Annotated in this window: 23 protein-coding genes and 1 pseudogene; 12 read left to right on the top strand and 12 right to left on the bottom strand. The window is 53.9% G+C overall.

Going from position 1 to position 24,882, the window contains the following annotated elements:
- Positions 1-7 precede the first annotated feature (7 nt).
- Together OC597_RS05385 and OC597_RS05380 are read left to right on the top strand one after the other, a co-directional pair.
- Positions 8-466 carry a (2Fe-2S)-binding protein gene (locus OC597_RS05385; RefSeq protein WP_012145048.1) on the top strand — a complete coding sequence of 153 codons (459 nt, stop codon included), beginning with the start codon at positions 8-10 and terminating at the stop codon, positions 464-466.
- 11 nt (positions 467-477) lie between these two features.
- The gene (locus tag OC597_RS05380) at positions 478-1,782 is read left to right on the top strand and encodes a cytochrome c (protein WP_262207918.1); all 1,305 of its coding nucleotides are present in this window, start codon (positions 478-480) and stop codon (positions 1,780-1,782) included.
- A 34-nt stretch (positions 1,783-1,816) separates the two neighbouring features.
- On the opposite strand, the gene OC597_RS05375 is transcribed toward OC597_RS05380, so the two are convergent.
- On the bottom strand, positions 1,817-2,986 hold the full coding sequence (locus tag OC597_RS05375; RefSeq protein ID WP_262207916.1) for a cupin domain-containing protein: 1,170 nt from the start codon (positions 2,984-2,986) through the stop codon (positions 1,817-1,819).
- A gap of 588 nt (positions 2,987-3,574) precedes the next feature.
- Here OC597_RS05375 and OC597_RS05370 point away from each other — a divergent pair.
- The 3 genes from OC597_RS05370 to licT are packed head-to-tail and all read left to right on the top strand — an operon-like array spanning position 3,575 to position 7,716.
- Positions 3,575-5,440: a beta-glucoside-specific PTS transporter subunit IIABC gene (locus tag OC597_RS05370; protein ID WP_262207914.1), complete on the top strand. Its 1,866-nt coding sequence runs from the start codon at positions 3,575-3,577 to the stop codon at positions 5,438-5,440.
- Complete coding sequence (locus OC597_RS05365; protein WP_262207913.1) at positions 5,437-6,849, top strand: glycoside hydrolase family 1 protein; 1,413 nt, start codon at positions 5,437-5,439, stop codon at positions 6,847-6,849. Before OC597_RS05370 ends, OC597_RS05365 begins: the two co-directional genes overlap by 4 nt.
- A 27-nt stretch (positions 6,850-6,876) precedes the next feature.
- Positions 6,877-7,716 (top strand): BglG family transcription antiterminator LicT, encoded by an 840-nt coding sequence (gene licT, locus OC597_RS05360; RefSeq protein WP_262207911.1) that lies wholly within the window; start codon positions 6,877-6,879, stop codon positions 7,714-7,716.
- On the opposite strand, the gene OC597_RS05355 is transcribed toward licT, so the two are convergent.
- Entirely contained in the window at positions 7,713-8,633 is a 921-nt protein-coding gene (locus OC597_RS05355) for a LysR family transcriptional regulator (RefSeq protein WP_262207909.1), read from the bottom strand. The genes licT and OC597_RS05355 overlap by 4 nt on opposite strands.
- A gap of 99 nt (positions 8,634-8,732) precedes the next feature.
- Between OC597_RS05355 and OC597_RS05350 the strand changes: the two genes are divergently transcribed.
- Together OC597_RS05350 and OC597_RS05345 are read left to right on the top strand one after the other, a co-directional pair.
- Positions 8,733-9,305 (top strand): chromate transporter, encoded by a 573-nt coding sequence (locus tag OC597_RS05350; protein WP_261423810.1) that lies wholly within the window; start codon positions 8,733-8,735, stop codon positions 9,303-9,305.
- Positions 9,302-9,823 carry a chromate transporter gene (locus OC597_RS05345; protein ID WP_085116688.1) on the top strand — a complete coding sequence of 174 codons (522 nt, stop codon included), beginning with the start codon at positions 9,302-9,304 and terminating at the stop codon, positions 9,821-9,823. The genes OC597_RS05350 and OC597_RS05345 overlap by 4 nt, the downstream gene beginning before the upstream one ends.
- A gap of 40 nt (positions 9,824-9,863) precedes the next feature.
- Here OC597_RS05345 and OC597_RS05340 read toward each other — a convergent pair whose 3' ends face one another.
- Positions 9,864-10,223: an AprI/Inh family metalloprotease inhibitor gene (locus OC597_RS05340; RefSeq protein ID WP_262207906.1), complete on the bottom strand. Its 360-nt coding sequence runs from the start codon at positions 10,221-10,223 to the stop codon at positions 9,864-9,866.
- 418 nt (positions 10,224-10,641) lie between these two features.
- Between OC597_RS05340 and OC597_RS05335 the strand changes: the two genes are divergently transcribed.
- Positions 10,642-12,240, top strand: coding sequence for a serralysin family metalloprotease (locus OC597_RS05335; protein WP_262207904.1), 1,599 nt, complete (start codon positions 10,642-10,644; stop codon positions 12,238-12,240).
- A 69-nt stretch (positions 12,241-12,309) separates the two neighbouring features.
- Entirely contained in the window at positions 12,310-13,029 is a 720-nt protein-coding gene (locus tag OC597_RS05330; protein ID WP_262207902.1) for a 2-phosphosulfolactate phosphatase, read from the top strand.
- Positions 13,030-13,032: 3 nt separating this feature from the next.
- Here OC597_RS05330 and OC597_RS05325 read toward each other — a convergent pair whose 3' ends face one another.
- From OC597_RS05325 to OC597_RS05290, 8 genes are all read right to left on the bottom strand, one after another.
- Positions 13,033-13,692 carry a dihydrofolate reductase family protein gene (locus tag OC597_RS05325; protein ID WP_261254885.1) on the bottom strand — a complete coding sequence of 220 codons (660 nt, stop codon included), beginning with the start codon at positions 13,690-13,692 and terminating at the stop codon, positions 13,033-13,035.
- A 153-nt stretch (positions 13,693-13,845) separates the two neighbouring features.
- Entirely contained in the window at positions 13,846-14,343 is a 498-nt protein-coding gene (locus tag OC597_RS05320; protein WP_262207900.1) for a GNAT family N-acetyltransferase, read from the bottom strand.
- A 29-nt stretch (positions 14,344-14,372) separates the two neighbouring features.
- A complete protein-coding gene (locus OC597_RS05315; protein ID WP_261254881.1) occupies positions 14,373-15,380 on the bottom strand; it encodes an alpha/beta fold hydrolase in 1,008 nt (335 codons plus the stop codon).
- A 132-nt stretch (positions 15,381-15,512) separates the two neighbouring features.
- Positions 15,513-16,682 carry a pyridoxal phosphate-dependent aminotransferase gene (locus tag OC597_RS05310; RefSeq protein ID WP_261254879.1) on the bottom strand — a complete coding sequence of 390 codons (1,170 nt, stop codon included), beginning with the start codon at positions 16,680-16,682 and terminating at the stop codon, positions 15,513-15,515.
- A gap of 213 nt (positions 16,683-16,895) precedes the next feature.
- Positions 16,896-18,500, bottom strand: a complete 1,605-nt coding sequence (locus OC597_RS05305; protein WP_262207897.1) for a GMC family oxidoreductase — start codon at positions 18,498-18,500, stop codon at positions 16,896-16,898.
- Between the two features lie 20 nt (positions 18,501-18,520).
- Positions 18,521-19,039, bottom strand: coding sequence for a sugar dehydrogenase complex small subunit (locus tag OC597_RS05300; protein ID WP_261254876.1), 519 nt, complete (start codon positions 19,037-19,039; stop codon positions 18,521-18,523).
- Positions 19,040-19,049: 10 nt separating this feature from the next.
- Entirely contained in the window at positions 19,050-20,330 is a 1,281-nt protein-coding gene (locus OC597_RS05295; RefSeq protein ID WP_262207895.1) for a c-type cytochrome, read from the bottom strand.
- Positions 20,331-20,552: 222 nt separating this feature from the next.
- Positions 20,553-21,458, bottom strand: coding sequence for a DMT family transporter (locus OC597_RS05290; protein ID WP_261254872.1), 906 nt, complete (start codon positions 21,456-21,458; stop codon positions 20,553-20,555).
- Between the two features lie 174 nt (positions 21,459-21,632).
- On the opposite strand from OC597_RS05290, the gene OC597_RS05285 reads away from it, so the two are divergent.
- The 3 genes and pseudogenes from OC597_RS05285 (at position 21,633) to OC597_RS05275 (ending at position 23,419) form a co-directional block, all read left to right on the top strand.
- On the top strand, positions 21,633-22,505 hold the full coding sequence (locus tag OC597_RS05285) for a helix-turn-helix domain-containing protein (RefSeq protein ID WP_261423822.1): 873 nt from the start codon (positions 21,633-21,635) through the stop codon (positions 22,503-22,505).
- Between the two features lie 15 nt (positions 22,506-22,520).
- Positions 22,521-22,688 (top strand): annotated as a pseudogene (locus tag OC597_RS05280) (glyoxalase); the annotation flags it as partial.
- A gap of 392 nt (positions 22,689-23,080) precedes the next feature.
- Positions 23,081-23,419 carry a MoaF-related domain-containing protein gene (locus tag OC597_RS05275; RefSeq protein WP_261254866.1) on the top strand — a complete coding sequence of 113 codons (339 nt, stop codon included), beginning with the start codon at positions 23,081-23,083 and terminating at the stop codon, positions 23,417-23,419.
- Between the two features lie 179 nt (positions 23,420-23,598).
- Here OC597_RS05275 and OC597_RS05270 read toward each other — a convergent pair whose 3' ends face one another.
- Positions 23,599-24,795 (bottom strand): multidrug efflux MFS transporter, encoded by a 1,197-nt coding sequence (locus tag OC597_RS05270; RefSeq protein ID WP_261284533.1) that lies wholly within the window; start codon positions 24,793-24,795, stop codon positions 23,599-23,601.
- Between the last annotated feature and the right edge of the window lie 87 nt (positions 24,796-24,882).

Below are 24,882 nucleotides of genomic sequence, written 5' to 3'. Positions count from 1 at the left end.
GAACAGCATGATAACTTTAACCGTAAACGACCAACCGCTGACGTTTGATGGCGACCCACACATGCCGCTGTTGTGGTTCCTGCGCGATGAAGCCGGGCTGACCGGTACCAAATTTGGCTGCGGCATCGCCATGTGTGGTGCCTGCACCGTCCATTTGGACGGCGTGCCGGTGCGTTCTTGCATGACGCCGGTTTCTGCCGCCGAAGGCAAGAAAATCACCACCATTGAAGCGATCGGCGAAACGCCGACCGGTAAAGCGGTGCAGGCGGCCTGGGTCAATCTGGATGTGGTGCAATGTGGCTACTGCCAGTCCGGCCAGATCATGAGTGCCAGCGCACTGCTGGCCCAGAGCAAGAACCCGAGCGATGCAGATATTGACGCGGCGATGAGTGGCAACGTTTGCCGCTGCGCCACTTACGTGCGCATTCGCGCCGCCATCCACCAGGCCGCCAAGGCGTTGGATTAAGGGAGAGACTCATGAGCAACGCCCTGAGATGGCTGTTATGGCTGATTGTCGCAGTAGTGGTGATAGCGGGCGGTTACGCGATCTACACCCTGTTGCGCCCGGTCGGCCCGGAGCCTGCAGCGCCGATCGCCGGTGCGCCGGCAGGCATTAGCGATAAACTGGCGCGCGGTGAGTATCTGGCGCGGGCTGCCGACTGTGTGGCCTGCCATACCGCGCCGGGGGGGAAACCTTTTGCCGGTGGTTTTGCCTTTAAACTGCCGTTCGGGACCATTTACGGCACCAACATTACTGCGGATCCGCAAACCGGCATCGGCGGCTGGAGTGACGATCAGTTTGTCCGTGCGGTGCGTGAGGGCGTCGGTCCACAGGGCAATCTGTACCCGGCCATGCCTTATACCTCCTACACCGCGCTGAGCCGTGATGACGTGCTGGCGATCAAGGCTTATCTGTTCAGCCTGCCGCCGATAAAGCAGGCCAATCCGGAAAACGGGCTGTCGTTCCCGTTCAACCAGCGTTGGGGCATGAAGTTCTGGAATTTGGCGTTCTTCAATGAAAAACGCTTCGAGCCGAACCTCAATCAGGATGAGCAATGGAACCGGGGAGCCTACCTGGCGACCGCTCTGGGGCACTGTAGTGAATGCCACACGCCGCGTAATCTGGGCTTTGGCATCAATCAGAGCAAAAACCTCAGCGGCGAAGTGATCCAGGGGTGGTTTGCTGCCAATATTACCCCAGACAAGCAGACCGGTATTGGTGCCTGGAGCGAGCAGCAACTGTCACAGTACCTGGCAACCGGCCATGCGCCAGGGCGCAGCAGCGCTTCCGGGCCGATGGCAGAAGCGGTGGAAAACAGCCTGCAGTACCTGACGCCGGAGGATAACCAGGCGTTGGTGAAATACCTGCGTAATATCGAACCGATTGCCACCGACAGTGCCAGCGCAGTTAACCTGCAGCCGAAAGGGGCTACGTCCTCCAGTGCGATATTGCCGGGTGGGCAGGAAGATTCACTGGGCCGTAGGCTGTTTGCTGGCGATTGCAGCGGTTGTCATCAGTGGAATGGTAGCGGTCGCCAGAGTAAATATGCCTCGCTGGTCGGCAGCACTGCCGTTAACGATCCACAAGGCCGTAGCGTGGTGCAGGCGATCCTCAAAGGAACGCGTATCAGCATTGGTGAGCAGCACGAGCTGATGCCGGACTTTGGCGCCCAATACTCGGACGAGGAAGTGGCTGCGGTGGCCAACTACGTGGTGGGTCAGTTTGGTGAAAAACAAGGCAAAGTGACCGCCAAACAGGTCGCGGAGCAGCGTAAGCAGTAATCATCGGCGAGGGGGAAACCCCTCGCCATACCCATCAACTTCTGCGGCGAGACATCACCAGTTTATCCTTGGGGCGATCCTGCCAGTCGGCAATCTGGTTATTGAAGTTATCCGCTAACAGATAGGCTGGGGTTTTTGCCAGCCAGTCCGACAGCGAAATATCCTGGTAAATACCGTTATCCAGTACGATCAAGACCTTCAGATCTTCATCACCCATATTCTCAATGTAATGACCAAACCCCTGTGGTACATAGCCAACATCGGTCGGTGCATATTCTTCGGTCTGCGCATGGCCGTGTGAGCTGAATACCGTCATGCGGCCTTTACCGGAAATGTAATATTGCCATTCATTGGCATTTGGATGCCAGTGCAGTTCTCGGATTGCACCGGGTTTGACGATTTCAATAATCCCGGTGATGGTGGTGGAAATAGGGAATTCTTTTGATGACACCAAATGAACGCTGCCTGCATCATTTTCAAAAAAAGGTTTTTGTTTCATTAATTCATAACGATGGGCCAGCGGGGCATTATTCAAACCGCCGTCGTTGCTGGGCAGGGGAAGTGCCGGTGGAATGGCACCGCCGACAATATAGGCCTCACCCTGTTTGGCTTTGGAAAACACCGCCGCCGGCATATTGACGCTTTTTTCCAACACCTCTTTGGGCATGTGTGCCACCCAATCGGTAATGCTGAAAGTACCGAACTCGGAAAAGTGGCCGTTATCAAAGGTCAGGATGAAATGTGCGCCGTCAGCCAGCGCCTGAATCGAGTGTCCGTAACCTTTGGGGAAGTACCAGACGTCGCCGGGGCCGAAGTCCGCCACTTCACACTTGCCTTCCGGGTCAATGATGGTAATGCGGGCATGGCCTTCCAACATAAACGCCCATTCAGCCGCAATGGCGTGCCAGTGCAGCTCACGTACACCGCCCGGTTCCAGCGTCATATCTACCCCGGCAACGCCCTCGGAAATGGGGAATTGTTCGACGGTGGCCTCTCTGGCCCAACCGTTGGGCAAGCTGCGTTTTTTACTGTGAGAAAAGATATATTTATAAACGCCTTGGGCATCGGCGGCGGGTTGGAAAGAGCTGGGTGGAACAATATTACGGTGATCGTCGGCACTGGCGGACTTAATCATGCTCCCCATGACGCTGGCTGCCGCCGCGCTCACCGCGGAGGCTTTTAATATATCACGACGCGATATCATATAACTTTCTCCAAAATATAGAGTACCTGCTGAAATAACAGCAGGATTTATCTGTTTATTTTATTGTTTGCAGGTGTCTATTGCCGAGGTGGAAATATTCGGCGACGGTTAAATCATAGTGGGTAAATTTGCCTTCGCAGTTAATAATGTATTTATTTATGTTACTAATTGAGTGTGGCTGTAATTATTAATTTACTTTTTAAATAGTAATCCATTGGTATCAATTAAATTGTGTTTTAAATTAAATAAAGCATAAACGGAGTTAATTAACTGACGGGGTTGTCTTATTGTTAGTGTTAATTTAATCGGTTAATTAAACGCGGATGCGCCAAAGCGGGGCGAGGTCGGTAACATTGCAGTGCATTTTCGGTAAAAGGTGATGCTACTCACAAAGCTTAACGAAGACTCTTGCTGAAAAATCACAACTATGGCGATACTTTCGCCGCGATCTTAGCGATCGCCAGACATTTTTATTAAGGCGTGTTACTGCTCAGGCAGGCAAGACCAAAATAGGAATGCACCTCTCCATACGATGAGGTGCATTTTGATTTTGGTCTTTTTTTTTGCATTTTTTACCGGGGAAATTCGATGGATTACAAACAGCTGGGCCTGGAAATACTGGCGCGAGTCGGGGGCAAAGGCAACGTCAGCAAATTGACGCACTGCGCCACTCGCTTGCGCATGGAGTTTAATGATGACAGCAAGGTAGAGGCGAAAGCTATCGAGGCCTTGCCGGGGGTGATCAGCGTGGTCGAGCGCGGTGGTCAGTTCCAGATCGTGGTCGGTAACAACGTGCAGCAAACCTTCCGCACGCTGCAAAAAGAAATTGGCGACCTTAGTGGCCGGCAGAGCGAAAAGAAATCCCAGGCTCGCGGCGGAGTGATTTCGCAGATTATCAGCGTGATTTCTACCACCTTTACCCCGGTTATCCCGGCGATCACCGGCGCGGGGATGATTAAGGCGCTGCTGGCGATCCTCAAGCTGACCGGGACGATAGATGCCGCCAGCCCAACTTATCATCTGCTGGACACCATTGCTGACGCAGCCTTCTTCTTCCTGCCGGTACTGTTGGCCTACGGCGCGGCGATCAAGTTCGAGTGTAATCCGATACTGGCCATGACCATTGCGGGGGTGTTGTTGCACCCCAATCTGGCGCAGATGCTGGCGGCGGGCACGCCGATTGATTTTATCGGTATCCCGGTACGCATGGCGGATTACGCCGGTTCGGTGCTGCCGATTATTTTCACCGTCTGGCTGATGTCCTATATCGAGCGCTTTGCCGAGAAAGTTTCGCCGACGATGATCAAATTCTTCACCAAGCCAATGATTATTCTGTTGGTCACCGCGCCGCTGGCATTGGTGGTGGTAGGCCCCTTCGGTATTTTCCTCAACGATCTGGTTGCCGCCGGTGCGACCATTGTCGACGGCAAAGCCAGTTGGCTGATCCCGATGCTGATGGGTGGGCTACAACCCTTCCTGGTGATCACCGGCACCGCCTGGGCAATGACGCCGATCGCCACCGGTCAGTTGAGCAAGAACGGCTTCGAAATGATTAATGGACCGGGCATGTTGGCTTCCAACATTGCGCAGGGCGCTGCGACCCTGTGTGTGGCCTTCCGTACCAAAAACAAAAACCTGCGCCAGCTGGCGTCCTCCGCCGGTTTTACCGCGCTGTTGGGTATCACCGAGCCTTCGCTGTACGGCGTGACGCTCAAGCTGCGCAGACCGCTGATTGCGGCGATGATCGGTGGCGGCTGTGCCGGTATCTATGCCGGATTGAGTGGGTTGGTGCGCTATGCCTTTGTTTCTCCGGGGCTGGCGGCGCTGCCGGCATTTATCGGCGAAAACCCGATGAATATCGTTCACGCGCTGGTCACCTGCGCCATCGCCATCGTGGTGACTTTTGCGCTGACCTGGATCCTGGGCTTTGAAGATCCGGTCGAAGAGCAGGAGACGGCGGTGACGGAGCCTGTCAGCGGCGGTGAACAGCAGATTTTCAGTCCGCTGTCCGGCCAACTGGTGGCCCTGGAGCAGGTGAGCGACGATGTCTTTTCCCAGGGGCTATTGGGCCAGGGCGTGGCGATACTGCCGCAGGAAGGGCTGCTGCGTGCGCCACTGAACGGTGAGGTGGTGACCTTCCTGCCGTCGAAGCATGCGGTGGGTATCAAGGGTGACAACGGTGTCGAGCTGTTGGTGCATATCGGCATCGATACCGTCAATCTGGCAGGGCAGCATTTTAGCTCCAACCTGCAAGTGGGTGACCGGGTCAAGGTGGGTGACGAACTGGTGCGTTTTGACCTGGCGGCGATCGCCGGGCTGGGTTACGACCTCACCACGCCGGTCCTGGTGGTCAACAGCGAAGCTTTCCCGCAGTTGAGTTGCCGTCAGCCGGGGCGGGTAGGCTTTGGCGAACCGATCATCAGCCTCAATAATACGCAGCAGGAGCAAGCATGATTTATCAGCGACTGAACGATTTCCCCGCAGATTTTCTGTGGGGGGCTTCCACCTCCGCTTATCAGGTGGAGGGGGCCTGGAACGAGGACGGCAAAAGCCCGTCGATTGTGGATATGCTCGATCACCCGCAAGAAACCGCAGATTTTAAGGTCGCCAGCGATCACTATCACCGTTTCCGTGAGGATGTGAAGCTGTTTGCGGAGTTGGGGCTGAAGGCCTATCGTTTCTCGATTGCCTGGACGCGGGTGCTGCCCAATGGCACCGGCGAGGTCAACGCCGCCGGGCTGGATTTCTACCGCCAGTTGATTGATGAACTGCTGGGCCATGGCATTGAGCCAGTGGTAACGCTGTACCATTTCGATCTGCCTTACGTGCTTGAACAGCAGGGCGGCTGGTCTGATCGCGCCACTATTGACGCCTTTGTCGAGTATGCCGGGGTGCTGTTCGACGCCTTTGGCGATCGAGTGAAGTACTGGCTGACCATTAACGAGCAGAACACCATGATCCTGCACCCGGGGGCCATTGGTACGCCAAAGGGTGGTGAACTGCCGTCTAAACGGGTGCTGTATCAGCAAAGCCACCATATGCTGGTGGCCCAGGCGCGGGTGATGGCGCTGTGCCACCAACGCTGCCCGGGCGGGAAAATTGGCCCGGCGATTAACACCACCTCGATGTATCAGGAAACCTGCCATCCGCTGGACGCTATTGCCGCCCATAACTGGGAAACGCTGCGTTGCTGGAGCTTCCTCGACGTGGCAGTGCATGGCCGTTATAACCCGCTGGCCTGGCGTTATCTGCAGGACCGCGAATTGGCACCGCAGATGGAGCCGGGTGATGCGGCGCTGCTGCTGCAGGGCAAACCGAACTATGTGGCAATAAACTACTATTCGACAGCCACCATTGCTGCCAGCCGCGGCGATGCCTCAGACATCAGTGCGCGCGCCGGCGATCAGCAAATCATGTTAGGGGAACCGGGAGTGTATCGCGCGGCCGAAAACCCGTTTGTTGGCAAAACCCGCTACGGTTGGGTGATCGACCCAGTCGGACTACGGCTAACGCTGCGCAAAACCGCTGAACGCTACCATTTGCCGATATTAATTACCGAAAACGGCATTGGCGCCCCGGATGAATTGCAGGCCGATGGTACAATTAACGACGATTACCGCATTGAATTTATGAGACAGCACGTCGAACAGATGCAGCTGGCAATCAACGACGGAGTAGAACTGATCGGCTATTGCCCTTGGGCGGCGATAGACGTGGTCAGCACTCATCAGGGCTATGCCAAGCGTTACGGTTTTATCTATGTCAACCGGGGTGAGCAGGATCTGAAAGATCTGCGGCGGATCAAAAAGCGCAGTTTTGACTGGTATCAACGGTTGATTGCCTCCGATGGCCGGCAACGCTAATAAAAATAAAGGGTGATGGCCGCGACGATGAAAGTCATTAAGGTACTCAATAATAGCCTGGTGCTATCGACTGACGGCGATAACAATGAAGTTATTGCTATGGGCAAGGGTATTGGCTTTAACAGCAAAGTGGGTGACGTTCTCGACCCGGCCGCGATAGAGAAAGTGTATGTGGTGCAAAACGGCCAAAAGGGCCGTGATTACCTGCGGCTGATAGAATCCACGCCGGAAGAGCATATCGAGATCGTGCAGATGATCCTCGCAGAGGCCAATCGGCAGCTCAATGGGCGGATTAACGAGCAGATTTTCTTCACGCTGGCGGACCATATCAGCTTTGCCATTGAGCGTTATCACAAGGGCATTGCCATCCAGAACCGTCTGTTGTTTGAGGTGAAACGTTTTTATCCGCAGGAGTTCGCAGTGGCGACGCAGGCGCTGACGCACATCAATCAGCGGTTGAACATTAGCCTGCCGGAAGAAGAGGCGGGCAACATCGCTTTCCATCTGGTTAATGGTCAGACCGATGTGCAAAATATGGAGCACACGTTGCTGGCGATGAAGATGTTGAAGGACATTTTCAATATCATCAAATACCATTTTCGCATCAATATCGATACCGACTCGCTCAACTACTCGCGTTTTCTGGTGCATATACAGTTTTTTATTCAGCGCATGGTTGAAGGGCAACAGATGGCGTCGAAAGACGATTTTATCTTTGGCCAGGTAACCAAAGAGTATCCGCACGCCTATCGTGGTGCGCTGCTGATCCGCGACTACGTGAAAAATCTGCTGCAGATGGAGATGTCGAGCGACGAGCTGCTGTATCTGGTGATCCACCTGACGCGCATCGCCGACAAACAAGACTAGTCGGGCTGCTGCTCACTGACCGCTTCGGCTACCAGATCGCGAAAGCGAGTGACGATGGCGGAGGAGCGGTTGCTGCGCAGCGCCAGATAAAGTGGTGCGCTGAGCTGGGCCTGGTCGCTAATCGCCCGGTAGACGATGCCGTCACCGCCTAGCCGCCGCATTGAAGCCGGCACGATCGACAGCCCCAAACCGGCACCCACCAGGCTGAGGGTAGCGGGCAGGCGCGGGGCTTCCTGGATAACGCGGGGGCTGAATCCGGCGCGGTGACAGGCGGCCAAAATGGCATCATACAAACCCTGGCCTGCAGGCCGGCGGTATAGAATAAAGGCTTCATGGAGTAACGCCGTTAGCGGCAGCGGTTGTTCGACATCGACCGCCAACGGGTGACCGATCGGCAGGGCGACCAACATGGGTTCACTCAGCACCGGCTCAATCGTCAATCCAGGAATGCCGCCTACCGGCGAACGTACAAAAGCCGCGTCGAGCCTTTCATCCACCAGTGCATCCAGCAACTCACCGCTGCCGGCCTCTTCTAACTGAGTGGTAATGCCCGGCAGGATCTCGCGGTAGCGTCGCAGCAGGTTGGGCACAAATGGGTGCAGAGCGGCAGAACTGGTGAAACCTATGGCAATATGCCCTTGTTCACCGCGTGCGGCACGCTGTACCGCTTCGGTCAGATGTTCCGCACGCGCCAACAGAGTACGGGCTTCATTGAACAGCACATTGCCGGCTTCGGTAACGCGAACGCCGCGCGGCAGGCGCTGCAACAATTTTACTCCCAGCTCGTCTTCCAGCCCCTGCAACAGGCGGGTCAGCGGTGGTTGCTGGATAAACAGCCGTTCGGCGGCGCGGGTAATATTGCCTTCTTCCACCACGGTAACGAACGCCCGCAGACGGCGAAGTTCGATCATAGCCATACCTTAAAGGTATCCTTGTTGCTTGTGAAATGCATTAGACAGCATGACATGGCGGCGCGCATCATACCAGCCATCATAATAAGCAATGTGGAAGCGGCAATGTCTGAATCTGATGCGGTAAAAAACAGCCAACTTGCGTCACCACCGGGTAATGGCGAGCTGTTTTGGGGTTTTCTGATGCTTGGGTTAATGGGCTTCGGCGGCGTACTGCCGCTGGCGCGCAACATGCTGGTGGAGGATCGTCGCTGGTTAAGTGGAGAACAATTCACCGAACTGCTGGGCTTGTGTCAGTTTTTGCCAGGCGGGAACGTGATCAACCTTTCGGTAGCCGTTGGCATGGAGTTTCGCGGTCTGCGGGGAGCTTTGTGCGCCCTGTTGGGGCTGATCAGTGCGCCGACGGCAATTGTTGTTGGACTGGGTATGGTCTACGCCCGCTTCCAGAACGATGTACATGTGCAGCACGTGTTTGCCGGGTTAGCCGCCGCGGCGGCAGGTTTACTGTTGTCCACCGGGATAAAAATGCTGTTACCGCTGCGCGGTAAATGGTTGGCACTGGCGATTGTCGCGCTCAGCCTGATCGCCATTGCCTGGCTGCGTCTGCCGTTATTACCGACCATGCTGCTACTGGCACCGCTGAGCATTCTGCTGATGGGGTGGAGGAGCCGATCATGACGGGCATCCTGATTTCGCTGGCGCTGATCTTCACTGAGCTGTCGTTGCTGGCGTTCGGTGGCGGCATGACCATTCTGCCGGAAATGCAGCGTCAGGTGGTGGAGGTTCACCAATGGATGAGCGCGCAGGAGTTCAGTGCGCTGTTTGCCATGGCGCAGGCCGCACCGGGGCCGAATATGATGATCGTGCCGCTGATTGGCTGGCACGTGGCCGGCTGGGCCGGGTTACTGGTATCGTCCGTTGCCAAGTTTGGTCCGTCGTCGATTGTCACTTTACTGGTGATGGGCGCCTGGCGACGCTTCAAGGACAAACCCTGGCGTCGTCGTGTTCAGAGCGGCCTGGTGCCGGTTACCGTCGGTTTGGTGGCGGCGAGTGGGGTGCTGATTGCCGAGGCCTCCGCGCCAAGCTGGCCGCTGGCGGCGATTATTCTGCTGGCTACGGTCGTGAGCATGAGCAAGCGCATTCATCCGCTATGGGTGCTGGCGGGCGGGGCGTTAATGGGATTGTTGGTGGCGTGACGGCAGATTTTTTACGCTGCCGCCATGCCAGAAAAGCCGGTTATTGGCGTGGTGTCAGTGTAAAGCGCGGCTTGCCGTTATGGTTCATCACTTCGTAGTGTTTGGGGGCCGTCAGCGCCAGGAACGCGACCATGCTGCCGTCGGCGTTGGTTAACGTCATACCGTCCGGCGTTGGGCGCCAGGCAACCGGCAGTTCGGCCAGGGCCAGCGGCTGCAAACACTGCGCCGAGGCGGTAAAACGGTAAGCGTTGGTGCCTTCGATCAGCTCATCACTTAATTCAACGTTACAGGCGGCGGCTTGGTTTTCCGCATCGTTCAACTGCCAGTGCCCTTTCAATGCAGAAGGGGCCAGCAGGGGCAGTGAACTGGCAAAGCTGGTGCTGCTTAACATAAGGCTCATAACAACTCCTGTCAGGGCAACGCGCCGTACTGCGCGCAAACAGAGAAATCTCGACATCGGCCACTCCTTACTGAAATCCGCTAATACCATAGCACGATCCCTGGCAACCAGTGAGTGAAGGGTAAGCAATTTTAATGCTCGTTTATTCTGAATCAATTGACAATACACAGTATAAATCACGAGCAATTTGCCAGGGTAGCCTTTTATATGATGGGGTTTTGTAGAGTTAGTTATCTGTTTTTATTTAACTATACTGTTTTGTCTTATTTTGATTGCAGGCTCATTATTGCAGTTTGCGGGGTCGCATCATCGAGCGGGATCCCTATACTGGGTAACCGGAAGAGGAAAGCTTTCATAAGTTATTTTGATGAAAAACCTTATAAATTGAGTGAGTTCCTATTGTGTAAAGGAGAATACAATGAGCCGTAATTACAATGAAATTTTGCAAGATGATGAAGCGTTTACCAGCCTGGCAGCCACATCCCCGAATGACCCAAACGATCAATTCTATTACCACCAAACCGGCAGTATTTATAACGGGTTGGGCTATGGTGCCTATCTGACGTTGGATAATGCCAATTTGTATAGCAATCAACGTGGCACAGGCCCGATCACCACCTGGGGCAAGACCCGGGATAACTACACCTTTGATCGCGCTGCCGATCAACTGACCCGAAACGGTTTGACGCACAACGGCGATAACCTGTTTCATCAGCCGGCGGAGCTGACTTTTTCCTTCCTGACACAGAGCGCGCTCAACCGCATTGGCCAGACGGGGGATGGTGACAAGGGGTTACAGCCATTAACTCTGGCGGCACAGACTCAGGCGCTGAAGTCGATGCAGGCCTGGGCCGACGTGGCGAATATCACCTTTACTGAGGCCAGCTCCACCGATCTTAACCATCGGGCAGATATCACCTTTGCGTACTTTACCCAGACGGCTGACGGTAGCGTACCCGATTCAAATGCCTACGCCTATTATCCCGCCAGCTCCAATCCGCAGGCTGATAACAGCTATGCGGGGACGGTGTGGTTTAACAAAAGCTTCCTGACCCATCAGGCCCCGGTGCCGGGGGATTTCAGCAGTCAGTCGTTCACCCATGAAATAGGTCACGCTTTGGGACTGGCACACCCAGGTGATTACGACGCTTCGCAGGGTAACCCCACCTACGGTGACGACGCCAGGTATTATCAGGACTCCGTGCAATACTCGATAATGAGTTACTTCGACGGTAACTACACCGGTTCCGATACCAAAGGCATTAGCGGCTACGGCCCGATGATTGATGACATTGCCGCGATGCAAAAACTGTACGGCGCCAATATGGAGACCCGCACCGGAGATTCGGTATACGGCTTTAATTCCAACACGGGTCGCGATTTTCTCACCGCGACGGCGGATAACGGTAAACCGGTTAACTTTGCGGTGTGGGATGCGGGTGGTAACGACACGCTGGATTTCTCTGGCTACAGCCAGCAGCAACTGATCAACCTGAATGACGGCGCCTTTTCCAGCGTCGGCGGTGGGACCCAGAACGTGGCGATCGCCCGTGATGCGGTGATTGAGAACGCCATTGGCGGTAGCGGGCGCGATGTGATCATTGGCAACGAACAGGCGAACTGGTTGGCTGGCAATGCCGGTTCAGACATGTTGTATGGCGGCTTGGGCGCTGACCACCTGTGGGGCGGTAAAGACGCCAACAACTTCACCGATTATTTCGTTTATCTTAATGCGAATGAGTCAACCACGGCGGTTTTCGATGTGATTGAAGATTTTGAACACGGCATCGACAAGATTGATCTCTCCGGGCTGCGCTTCAATAACAGTCTGAACGAACTGCGGTTGATCGACAGTGCCAGTAACTTCAGCGGCCAGCAGGGTGAATTCAAACTAAACTTTGATACCTTCAACGGTACCACCGACTTGCTGCTGAATACGCATAACAACAGCACTGCGGCCGACTTTAAAATTCAGGTGGTCGGCCAGGTGGAGCAAAGCGATATTTTGTTTGCCTGATAAGTTGGACAACCTTATTGCCACCAAAAGAAAGGGCCATTTGGCCCTTTCTTTTCAATGGAGCGCTAGATGGGTTATTTCTCGCAATCTCAGTTCGATATCCGACTTGAATGGGGGGAGAACGCCATAGCACACATGGCTGGCGATGTTGACTGTGTGATCATCGTTGATGTGATGTCGTTTTCAACCTGCGTTAGCCTTGCTGTCGGAAGAGGGGCCCGGGTTTACCCTTACCCATGGAGAGATGATACCGCGACGGAGTACGGCAATAGCTTAGGGGCTGCCACAGCCAGCACCACCCGCCGTTTTGAGGGCGAAGGATATTCACTTTCACCGGCCTCGCTGGTCGGGATCCCGCCGAGAACCAAACTGGTACTCCCATCCCCCAATGGCTCGGCATTGGCTTTTAAAGCCAGGGATTTCGGCTGCGCCGTGTTCTGCGGCTGTTTGCGAAACCTGGAGGCAACGGCGATCGCCTGTGCGGCATATCAACGTATTTTAGTGGTGCCTTGTGGGGAAAAATGGCCGGATGCCAGCCTGCGGCCGGCACTTGAGGATTGGTTAGTGGCGGGAGGGATTATTTCTCGTCTCTCAGAGAGAAATTTATCCCCGGAGGCGCAAGCGGCGGCAGCGACCTTTAGGACATTATCTACGGATGTATTGCGTCAGTGCGGCTCAGCCCTTGAGTTGATTGAACGCGGGTTTACCGCCGATGTTGATCTCTGCCTGGCAACCGATGCAGACGGCAGGGCATGTTGGTTGCAGAACGATCACTTCATTTGCTGTTAATCGTTACTTAGCCTCGCTGGCCGCCAGCGCAAATGAGCCGGTGGCGATGCTGCCGGTACGCTGATAGCGGGCGACGATCACTCCGCTGGGTGAGATAACTGACTTAATCAGTTTAAACGCCGCCGGTGAAACACCGTTGCCAAACAGGTGCTTGCCACTACCGAGCACCAGTGGATAGGTTAACAGGCGCAGTTCGTCCACCAGATCCTCGGCCAGCAATAGCTGGATTAGTTCGCTGCTGCCCTGAACTACCAGATCAGGTCCCTGACCAGCCTTTATTTCCCGCAGGCGAGCCGCGACATCCTGGCTCAGCCACTGGCTGTTTTCCCATGTCAGGGTTTCACCGTGGTGGGTGGCGACATATTTGGTGGCACGATTGAAGGTGTTGGCAATTTCTGCATTGAGCACCTCATAGCCCTCTGCATCTGGGTCGGTCTCGATACGCGGCCAATGTGCGGCGAAAATGTCGTAAGTCTTGCGGCCCAGCAGCAGGTCAAATGGCTGGGAGAAACTATCCCCCATTGCCGCGGCAATGCTGTCGTCCCAATAGGGCACGGTCCAGCCGCCAAACTGAAAACCGCCCGAGGTGTCTTCTTCTGGTCCACCAGGGGCCTGCATCACACCGTCAAGGCTGATAAACGCGCCGACAATAATCTGCCGCATAATTATCTCCGCTATTGTTGCCGTCTGTAGCGCAAAGTTTAGGCGGCTGTGGGCGACAGTTCCAGTTAGCATTGGCGCAAACTCTTGTTGCCGATAATGGCTAATGATTCTCGCTCACCGGTTGTTAAATAGCGCTCGATATGACTCGTAGCTTTAGTGAAAAATGAGCACCATCAGCACTTCGTCGAGATAACCCTGTTCGGTTTTTAAAGCTCGAGGTTCCATGCCATAGGGCTCGAAACCGTATTTTTTGTAGAGGCTGATTGCGGCATCGTTGTCCGCTACAACCGTCAGCAGTATCTGCTCGACCTGGCTGGAACCATAGTCAATGACCGCGTTTAGCAGTGCATTGGCGATCCCCTGGCCTCTGAATTCGGGTTCAACAAATACCCCCGTCAGGGAAGCCTTATGGGCATCTTTGATGCCATCGGCTTGCCTGAATACCATAACCCCAACGATCTTGTCGTTTGAATAGGCGCCGAATACGGCGCAATTGGCGAGTCTGTCGGCAAAAAACGGTAGCGGTTTCATGGCCTCAACCGAATAAAGCGAGCCGAACATCTCGGGGGACTTTTTTAAGGCCGAAAGCCGGATAGTCCGAAAATCCTCGGCGTCTTCTGCTTGCAGGCGGCGAGTTTTAATATCAAGCATGGAGAGTTTCCTGTCCTGTATTGAGAGGGTTATGGCTGCAATGCCTTGATCAGCGCCTGATTAAACTGCGCAGGTTGTTCCATCTGTGGTGCATGCCCCAGCCCCGGGAACTCGATCAGGTTGGCGTGCGGGATCAGTTTCGTCACTTCTTTACCCAGCAGATTGTAATGCCCCAGTTTGGCTTTGACCGCCGGCGGGGCGATGTCGCTGCCGATGGCGGTAGTGTCGGCAGTACCAATCATCAGCGTGGTCGGCGTTTGCAGATCCTTAAATTCGTAGTACACCGGCTGGGTAAAAATCATGTCGTAAATCAGCGCCGAGTTCCAGGCCACCAGGCGATGCCCCGGCCCGTTGTTCAGCCCGGCCAGCATATCGACCCAGCGGTCATATTCTGGTTTCCAGCGGCCGACATAGTAGGTATTCAACTCATATTGCCGGATACCGGCAGCGGAAGTTTTCAGCTCGCGCTCGAACCATTGATCAACGCTGCGCCATGGCACGCCCTTGGCCTTCCAGTCTTCCAACCCAATCGGGTTCACCATCACCAGCCGCTCAACCGCCTGCGGATACATCAGGCTGTAGCGCGTTGCCAGCATGCCACCGGTGGAGTGGCCGACGATCACCGCTTTACTGATTTTCAGGTTATTGAGCAACGCGTGAGTGTTCTGTGCCAACTGCTGGAAGCTGTATTGGTAATGCTGTGGTTTGGTCGAACTGCAAAAACCGATTTGGTCAGGTGCGATCACCCGGAAGCCGGCTTTGCTCAGCGCTTTGATAGTCTCTTGCCAGGTGGCGGCGCAGAAGTTTTTGCCGTGCATCAGCACCGCAGTGTGACCATTGGCTTCACCTTCTGGTGGCACGTCCATATAACCCATGCTTAACGACTGCCCCTGAGAGCTAAAGCTGTACTGCTCCAGGGGATAAGGGTAGTGAAAGCCCTGCAGTTCCTGGCCGTACTTCGGCGTTTCGGTTGCTGCGCCAGCCGTAAAGGCGGTGAGGGCGGCGGATAGCAGCCAGAGGCGGGGAAATCTCAGCATCCTGATGTCCTTATGAAAAATCGGCAAGAGTCTGAGTATAGCCGTAATGGTTTGGTTTTCAGGATGATAAACGGGGGTTGTCGATTATAACCGCCAGCGAACTGGCGGCGGTGGTTTAGCGTATCAGGGCCACTATACCCAGCCCTTGGCACGGAACTCGTGCAGGGTCTTGGCGACAAAGGTCATTTCCTGCGGCGTGCCGAGCGAGATGCGACACCAGGCATCCGCCGGTGGGAAGGCGCGGCCAATCAATACACCGGCTTGCTTCATGTGCTGCTGGAACTCTTTCAGCGGCACGCTGAGCTGAAGAAAGACAAAATTGCCTTCGGACGGCAGATAGGGAATTTTCAATGCTATTAATGCATCCAGCAGGATCTGGCGTGAAGTATCGTTGCTTTTTTTGCTGTAAGTAATGAAGGCCTGGTCATCCAGTGAGGCCAGTGCGGCATCGACGCCACAAAAGTTGACTTTTTCACCGGCAACGTGGTTGTTCAGACGGGCGACGACCGCTGGCTGAGCAACGGCATAACCTACGCGCATACCGGCCATGGCAAAGATTTTTGAAAATGTTTTCAGCAGGATAACGTTATCTGCCCCTTGGCTGACTAACGGATTGACCGAACGAAAACGCGGGTCGTTAACAAACTCGGCGTAAGCTTCGTCGACAATGAACATGGTATTGGCCGGTTTGGCGGCGATCCAGGGTTCGATCAAATCGGCCGGTGTGATGGTCGCAGTGGGATTATTGGGGTTGACCAGATAGACCAGTGAAGGGCCGCTGTAGCTTGCCACCGCCTGTTTCAGACCGTCGATGTCAAACTGCCAGCCTGCGAGCATCGGCACTTTGGTGATTTTCATGCCGGCAATTTTGGCAAAATGCTCGCCGTCGCCGTAGGTCAACTGCGGGATCACCAACTGAGTATCCAGCGTGGCGTAAGCCTCTACGGCTGCGCGTATCCCTTCAGACGACCCAGCAGTGAGCAAGATTGCGCTTTCCGGCACCTGATGCAGGCTGGCCAGCTTACTGCGCAGGGCGATAATCTCGTCCTTGGCATAGCGATTGGCTTTTACCACCGCATCGCGCGCGGCGGCTTGTGCCTTGGGTGACATGCCGAGTGGATTTTCGTTGAAGTTGATACGGATCGGATTATCTGCGGTGGGCGCGGTGAACGGTGCGTTACCTGATGCGACGTTCGCCAGTGCGCTGCGATTCAACCCTGCCAGTGCGATACCGCCGGCCAGGGCCCCAGAGAGTTTTAATAACTGCCTACGCTTAACGTTTAAGGTGTTGCTTTCTTGCATGTGTCCTTTCTCCTTTTTATAAAGTTGCAGGGAGAACAGGCAGAAAACATGCCAACTTTTAATATGTTGATTTTAATCGGTTAAAATTATCTGGTGCACTATAGTGCACCACCTTGCATCAACAGGTGCACCATGACTGGTTGTAAATCTTGCCACCAAATGTCGGGCGCTGTTCCAACATTAAGCGGCATTTAATACAGGGGGAAAGCGTGACTAAATCTCTTTATTAATAATTTCAGCGACGCGTAGAGCGATCGCATAACCGGTCAGGGTGGGATTCACCACGGTAGAACTGGGGTGTACGCTGGTACTGGTGATAAAGAGGTTGGCATGATCAAAAGAGCGACACTCGTGGTTGACCACGGAGTCTCGTGGGTCACTCCCCATAATGGTGGTGCCCATGATATGGGAACTTGGTACCCAAGCCTGAATATCATTCAGTACCTCAGTCGCACCGAACAGACTCCTGAATTGGTCATAGTCTTTATAGAGCAAAGCCATGGTGTTCATGGTGTATTCATGGGCAATGTCATAGTCGATGCGTGGCGTAGGAAGACCCAGTGCATCGCGCTTATTGCTCAGGGTGACTCTGTTGGTCGGATCGGGCAATACCTCGACGTAAGATGCAATCTTCAGGTAGCGCGCGGAATTGTGGCGGATCAAACGATCAAGCTCCGGGCCTACAATACCTTGACTCAGCAACCGGCGGGTAATCAGTTCGTTAGGAACGGTATTATCCAGGAAGTGACGAATAGCTGCATGTTGGTGCCGTAGCGGCGTGTCTCGCCATGTGTTGATGCTTCCTTGTTGCGTGGGACCACGTCCAGCCCAAACGGGATCTTGCACCAGCATAGAGATTGATCGACCGGTGTGGCCCATCATGTTGCGACCGACCTGATCGGACGAATTGCCGATGCCCGACATCAGCATCAGTTTCGGGGTTTCTACCCCATGTGCTGCCAATACGAAGTAACGTGCAGTAAGGCGTGTGCTTTCACCCTGCGGATTTTTATAGTGGATAGCGACAATCTTGTTATCCGGACCTTTTTCAATGCGGTAAGCCACTGCATTGACTAACAGTTTGGCGCCATTCTGTTCGGCCCATACAACAGGTTTATCGCCAGAGAACTGTGCACCAATTGGGCAGATAGGCGCACAGTTATTATTGCCCGCGCAGATCGGTCGCCCTTGATAGGGGCGCGTCGCGCGTGCATTAGGTTCGTCAACAAAGTGGTGATTGACGGTTGATACCTTTTCGGCCACTTGCTGAGTCAAATAGCTCCAGGGCTGCATTGCCATGGGATAAGGTTTAGAGCGCGGGGGATAAGGTTGTTGCCCCAGACCTCGCTGATCGTCGGTGTTTGAACCACTCACGCCAATCTCTTCTTCGGCCTGTTGGTACCAGGTTTCTAACATGTCGTAGTCAATCGGCCAGTCACGGCCATGGCCGTACAGCGTCTTTAATTTGAAGTCGCTGGGCAGATTCCGCCAGGTTGCGCCGCCCCAGTGCCAGGTGGTTCCACCGACCAAACGCAAGAAAGCAGGCTTCTGTGTGATATTGCCGACGCTCTCGATATAGTCGTCAGAATATTTACCCGAAGCGGATTTGGGCGCCCAGGGTACGTCAGGGTAAGGACCGTTATAGTCCGATTTATTGCCATATTGGCGAAATGCTTCAAGGATTTCCGAACGCTTAACGCGAGGGCCAGCCTCTAAAATGGTGACTGATCGTCCCTGTTTGGCAAGGCTGTTGGCGACGGCTCCGCCCAGAATACCGGCACCCACGACGAGAATGTCGCAATCATATTCAATGGCCATAGTTTGCTCACTATTAATTTTTAGTTGTCTGGATTTGGCGTAGCCACCCAGTAATTAGGCTGGGCGCGGATATAAGTAGGGATCACGGTGACATCAATGGTCTTTTGGAACATCAATGCCTTTTCATAACTCACCACTACCGCCTGGCGACCGCGCCCAACATTGCCGGTATAAAAACTTTCTATAATAAGCAACGCCAGTTTTCGGTTTTCATCCTCGGAGGGAAGGGCAGAAATGAAGGATTGAACGTCTTGCGCGCCGCTGATAGACAGCGCTTTTTCCAGGGTGTTGAGGCGGTGATTAAACTGCTCCGTATGGGAGACCAGGGCTGAATACATAGCGGCGGAAAATGCGGGTTCGAGTGTCGGCCTGTTGGTCAGCAACCGGGCCAGTTTCAAAAAGGCATCCACACCAGGTCTCTCATCAACCAACTTGAGCGGGGCTGAAACGACATTGATAGACAGCAAGGTGGCGCCCACGATAGCGCTGCTTTTCAGCAGGCGACGTCGGGATAAGCCATAGCTCGATTTATTTTTCATATACGACGTCCTAATTGCTGGAATCACGGAGCTTTTTAACCTGATCGGCGTCCACTGTGAGCTTGTGCCCCGCAAAACTTTCCACCAGGTATTCAGCCAGCTGTGCCACTTGCTCATTGCTTAATTGGTCCGCAAACGCCGGCATGAAGTAGTGTTCCTTGCCATTGTTCACCTCGGCACCTTGTAAGATGACTTTGATCAGATTGTTGGTGTCCATGGCACCGATAACGCTGTTGCCAACCATTGAAGGGTAATAGCCGTCCGTTGTTCCGCTGCCTGTTTTGCCATGGCAACTGGCACAGTTGTTTAGGTAAACTCTGGCGCCGGTGAGTTCGTTATTTGGTGACGGCTCGACCTTTGACGAGCGTGACCGGGTTTGGTTATCACCTGCCGCGGGTATATCTCTCAAATACAAAGCGATAGCCTGTAGGTCCGCATCGTCCATTTTGCTAAAACTATGGGTGACCGCTTCAGCCATTGAACCGGCAGCCTGAGCCTTAAACGGCACATTGCCGGTTTTCAGATATTGCACGATCTCCGGCTGTGACCAGCTACCGATTCCCGAGGCCGTGTTGCTGGTGATGTTAAAAGCTTCCCAGCCGCCAATCTTCGCCCCGGCCAGGAAACCTTTCTGGCTTTCGTCATAGGCTTTTTCCTGCATGCCTAGCCCGCGGGGGGTATGACAGGAGCCGCAGTGCGCCGCGCCCTGTACCAAATAAGCGCCACGGTTCCACTCTGGGCTCCGGTCAGATTTGTATTGATAAGCGCCTTTTTCCAGGAACAGGGTATTCCATGCGATCAGCGGCCAGCGCATAGTGAGTGGCCACGGGAAGTCGGGCTCCTTATTTTCTTGATTAACAGGTTCAACGCCATGCATAAAATAGGCATACAGGCTGGCAATATCATCATCAGTCAGCTTGGTATAAGACGGGAATGGCATTGCCGGATAAAGATTCGAGCCGTCGCGCCTGATACCTTCACGCAACACTTTCTTGAAGTCGTCCAGTGAATATTCGCCAATGCCGTAGGTTTTATCTGGCGTGATGTTGGTAGAGTAGATATTTCCCATCGGAAGAGGCATGGCTAAGCCGCCACTGAAAGGTTTGCCTCCGGATGCCGTGTGACAGGCTACACAGTCAGAGGCGATAGCTAAATAGCGGCCTTTTATCAGACTGAGATCCTTACCTGCATCGACAACTTCAGCGTAACTCAGAGAAGTAGATAAAGAGATTGCCGTGACGATAAAACCGGCGATGGTCTTTATCATTAAATGAGGAATCTTATTGCTCATATTTATTTTCCAAACCAATTGGTTAATAAAATACAAAAAAATTACCAGAATACTGTAACGATTTAGTATTAAATGTATTTATTTGATGGCATGAATGTCAATGCTGATCTCAGGCTTTCAGCATTAATTGTTAATTTTTATTGGTTATAACAAAGGGGGAGATTCACTTGTGATCGTTTAGAACAGGATAAAACGCCTTCCAGAAGGCGTTATTTACTCATTTTATACCGCCCGGCGACGCCACAAAGCCGTGAGGCTGCCCGGTTTGGCGAACATCACCAGATTGCCCAGCAGGATCAGGCACAGGCCAATCACCGCATTGATGTGCCACTGGTAGCCTTCATAAATTGTCGAAATACTCAGCGCCACCAGAGGGAACAGCAGGGTGCTGTACGCCGCTGCACCGGCACCGATACGACCCAGCAGGCTGAAATAGGCGGCGAAGGCAATCACTGAGCCGAATATCGCCAGATACAGCAGTGAGCCGATATAGCGGCTGCTGAACTCAATCTGGAACGACGCGCCCTGAGCCAGGGCAATCAGCGCCATCAGGATCGCGCCGTAGCTCATGGCATAGGTATTGGTGGACAGAATATCCAGACCGCGCCGCTGGTGACGGGCACTGATCATATTGCCCAAAGAGAATCCGTAGGTGCCCAGAGCGCTCAGCCCGATGCCTTTCAACAGCTCCGGTGCCAGTTGTGTGGCGACCAGATCCTGCCAGAACAGGGCGACGATCCCGGTCAGGCCCAGCACCGCCGCCGGAAGCAGGTTTGGGCTGGGTCGTTGGCGGAAGAACAGCATGCCGTTAACGGCGTTGAACAGCACCGCCATTGAGAAAATCACCGACTCCAGTCCGCTGCTAATATAGGCAGCGGCATGGTAGAAACAGTAAAAGTTAAAGCCGAACACGCAGCAGCCTTGCAGGATGCAAAACAAATGATCGCGCGCAGCAATACGGCGCAGACGGCGCGCCAGTAGCAAAATGACCAACATCACTCCCGCGGCAACCACAAAGCGGTAACTGATGGAGACAGGAATAGCTACGGGCCCTTCCTGCTGCAGGGTAATCGCAATCCAGGTCGTGCCCCAAATCAGCACCACGGCAAGGTACAACAGCGTATTCATCATAGACTCCAGCAAAATAGACCGGCTCAGTATCCGTTGTTGCAGGCCGCGGTGCTTTCAGCGCTTTGCGTACAATTGCATATTCTTGCGCTTTTTTTGGCAAAAGCGTGGGCTGACGGCTGGTGTGGTGCAGTGCCTCTCTCTACACTGGAGGGATTGAGAAACGGAGGCGCGATGTCCAGCTACAAGGCGTTCGAAACACTGCGGGAGCATAACGCGCGGTTGCATAACAGTGTGCAACTGGGTTCTGGCGTGGAATTGGCCGCCTGGTCAAACTGCAACGATCGCATTACTCAGGAAAGCGCCGATCACCATACCCTGAGCCTGTATGTCGCCGACGGCTATGAGTGCTATCAAAAAGTCCCTGGTGGCTGGAAGAACGGCGGCGGACCGGACCGTTTTTGTATTATGCCGCGTCAATATGAATCCACCTGGGATGTGCGCAGCGATTTATCTTTTGTGCATCTTTACTGCACCGACCACCACCTGCGCCAGGTGGTGGAGCAAACCTGGGATCGCAGCCCGGCGTCAATTAACCTCGAACAATGCGCCTTTGGCGAAGATCCCCAAATCACGCTGCTGTATCGCCAGTTTTTACTTAACTGCAATTGGCAAGAACGTGCCAACCAGCTGGCGCTCAGCAGCGCCACCACCTTGCTGATGTCACACCTGATTCAGCGCTACAGCCAACTGCACTGGGCGTTGCCGCAGGTGCGCGGCGGTCTGGCTCCGACGGTCGCCAGACGGGTGAAAGAGTATATTGAGCAGCATCTCGACCAGCCGTTATTGCTGGCAGACTTGGCTGCGCAGGCCGGACTGAGTGAGTTCCATTTTGCTCGCATGTTCAAACATGACACCGGTCTGGCACCACACCAGTTTGTTATGCGTGCGCGGTTGCAGCAGGCAGAAAAACTTTTGTGCCACAGTCAGCTGCCGCTGACGCAGATAGCGCTGGAGTGCGGTTTCAGTTCCTCCAGCCATTTCAGCAACCGTTTCAAAGCGGCCTACGGAATTGCCCCGATGCAAATGCGTCTGGGGCGTTGCTAGTCAACAGGAGAGAACATGGAACAACAGTTCGCAGGACTAGGCGTGTTGTTTGTCGCCGGATTTGGGCCAATTACCCAACAAACTGAGCACAGCAAGGCGTTTTATGCTGACGCGCTGGGGTTACCGCTTAAGCCGATGGACGGCAATGCCGATTATTTGCTGACCGAGCATGGCGCGCTGGAGAGGGAAAATCTTCTTTTTTAAGACTGCTTTATTATTAACTTATAATAAATCGCCATAATGACTTCGAAATTTTTGAATAACACCTGCGTTAATCGCTCTAATTCCTTTCGTCAAGATAAGACCAATGTCTGTAATTCGTTATTATTTGAGACTTGTCTTAATTTAAAGGGTGGTTTCAGAGCTATTTAACTCAGCAAGTTAAATAGTGATGTTTCTTATATTGCGTTTCCTATACTAAGATAGAAAAACTCGTTATCGACGTCAGAAAGGAAAAGGGAACCATGAGTCAATTACGGCAGGCAGGGATCGCAATAGTAATATCCTGGGGGATGACCCTGGTATTACCATCGGCAATGGCGGGCAATAACAATGCGACAAATCAGGAGGCTACAGTGCAAAGAAATAATTCACAGTTTATTGCTGCTGGGAAAATCGTGCAGGTCACCTTTGGTGAGTTCGCTTTCAAGCTGGATTTTACCGATGACAAAACCATGACCTTTACCGGCATAGGCGCGAGCACTCAGGGGGTGACCGATACCGTGCAGTATACGGCGGTTGAGATACGCCCAGAGGTCTACATGGTGTACTGGAGCGAGCCAAAGTCTGGCGATAATGTCACTCATGTTGAGGATTTCCAGCGTGGTGAGGTGTATACCAATATCGCCAGTAAGGATGGCAGTTTTACCCACCTGAAAGGGCAGTTGAAAATCGTGGGTCCTTCAGGGAAATAAAGGGACAGTGATGAAAAAGCTATTTATTCCATTGCTTATTGCCAGCAGCATGTTGGCCAGTTACTCCGTGCTGGTGGTTGAAAACGGCACGCCACAATAACTTGTTGGAAAAAAACAGATGCCCAGTGAGAATAAACTCAAGGTAGTTGAAGATCTGTATGTCGGCGATGATCTGTCGATCATTTCCGCACGCCCTTGACCTTGTTAAACTGGCTACGCACCTGCAGGCAGTTAATCAGCACCAGCACCGCCGTTACCGCAAACACCCAGCGGAAGCCCATCAGTGCCGAAACGCCAGAGCCAATTAGCGGACCTACCACATTACCTAGATACATAAACGACTGGTTATAACCGAAGATACGGCCAGTGACCTGATCGGAAGAGTACTTCAGCAGCAGCGTCTGCACGGCAGGCATCAAGGCACCATCGGCAAAACCCAGCAGAAAACGCAGGATCCCCAGCTGTAGCGGTGTTTCCACCCACGCCATGATGGCGAACAGCACCGTGGTTAATACCAACGCCGCCAACAGAATGCGTGCGGTACCGATACGGTCACCAAGCTTGCCGAGGCGAGGTGCAGAAATCAGGGCAGCTATGCCGGGAACGGCGGCGATCATGCCGCTAATAAAGGCAAGGTTGCCACTATCACCGGACAAATCTTTGATAAACAGCGTCAGTATCGGACTGATCGATGAGTTGGCCAGCTGGATCATCAGAGTGCTGATAAACAGCGTCACAATCAGCGTCGGATAGGGCAGCGACTGGAATACCGCTTTGCCGCTTAACCGATCGGCTTTTTTTACCTCGATATGACGTTCTTTTATCAGAAACAGGGTGATCAGGAAACTGACAAACATCAGCACGGCAGTGACGAAGAACACCACACGCAGCCCCAGATGGTCGGCCATCAGGCCCCCTAACAGTGGACCAACGATCACTCCGGTCACCGGGCCGGTAGACAAGGTGCCCAAAGCCCAGCCGCTTTTATCACGCGGTACCTGCGACGCAACCAGCGCCATGGCATTGGGGATATAGCCGGAGGTCAGGCCCATCAAGGCACGCAGCGCAAACAGCTGGTAAACGTTGGTCACCATGCCTTGCAGCGCAATCACGACCGCCATCCCCAGCGAAGCACGCAACAGCATCAATTTACGCCCTTTGCGATCTGCCAGGCTGCCCCACAGCGGTGATACCAGCGCCGAGACTAAAAAAGTGCCGCTGAACACCAGACCGGACCAGATGCTCAGCGACTGGTGGCCGCTGACGCCGAGCTGTTCGATATACAGCGGCAGAAAAGGGAGGATTTGGCTCATTGCCAGCCCGGTGAAGAAACAGCCGAGCCAGACCGAGATCAGATTGAGTTTCCACGCTTCCATCAGCTTGTCGTACCACTTTGAATTTGGAGGGGTTTATTGAGCAGAGTAATAATAACACCAGTTATCAGGTGCTGCTGGGCGAAATCG

Origin of the sequence: Serratia proteamaculans, assembly GCF_946227095.1 — a bacterium.
GTDB lineage: Bacteria > Pseudomonadota > Gammaproteobacteria > Enterobacterales > Enterobacteriaceae > Serratia > Serratia proteamaculans_E.
This window is presented reverse-complemented; position numbering and strand designations above follow the sequence as displayed.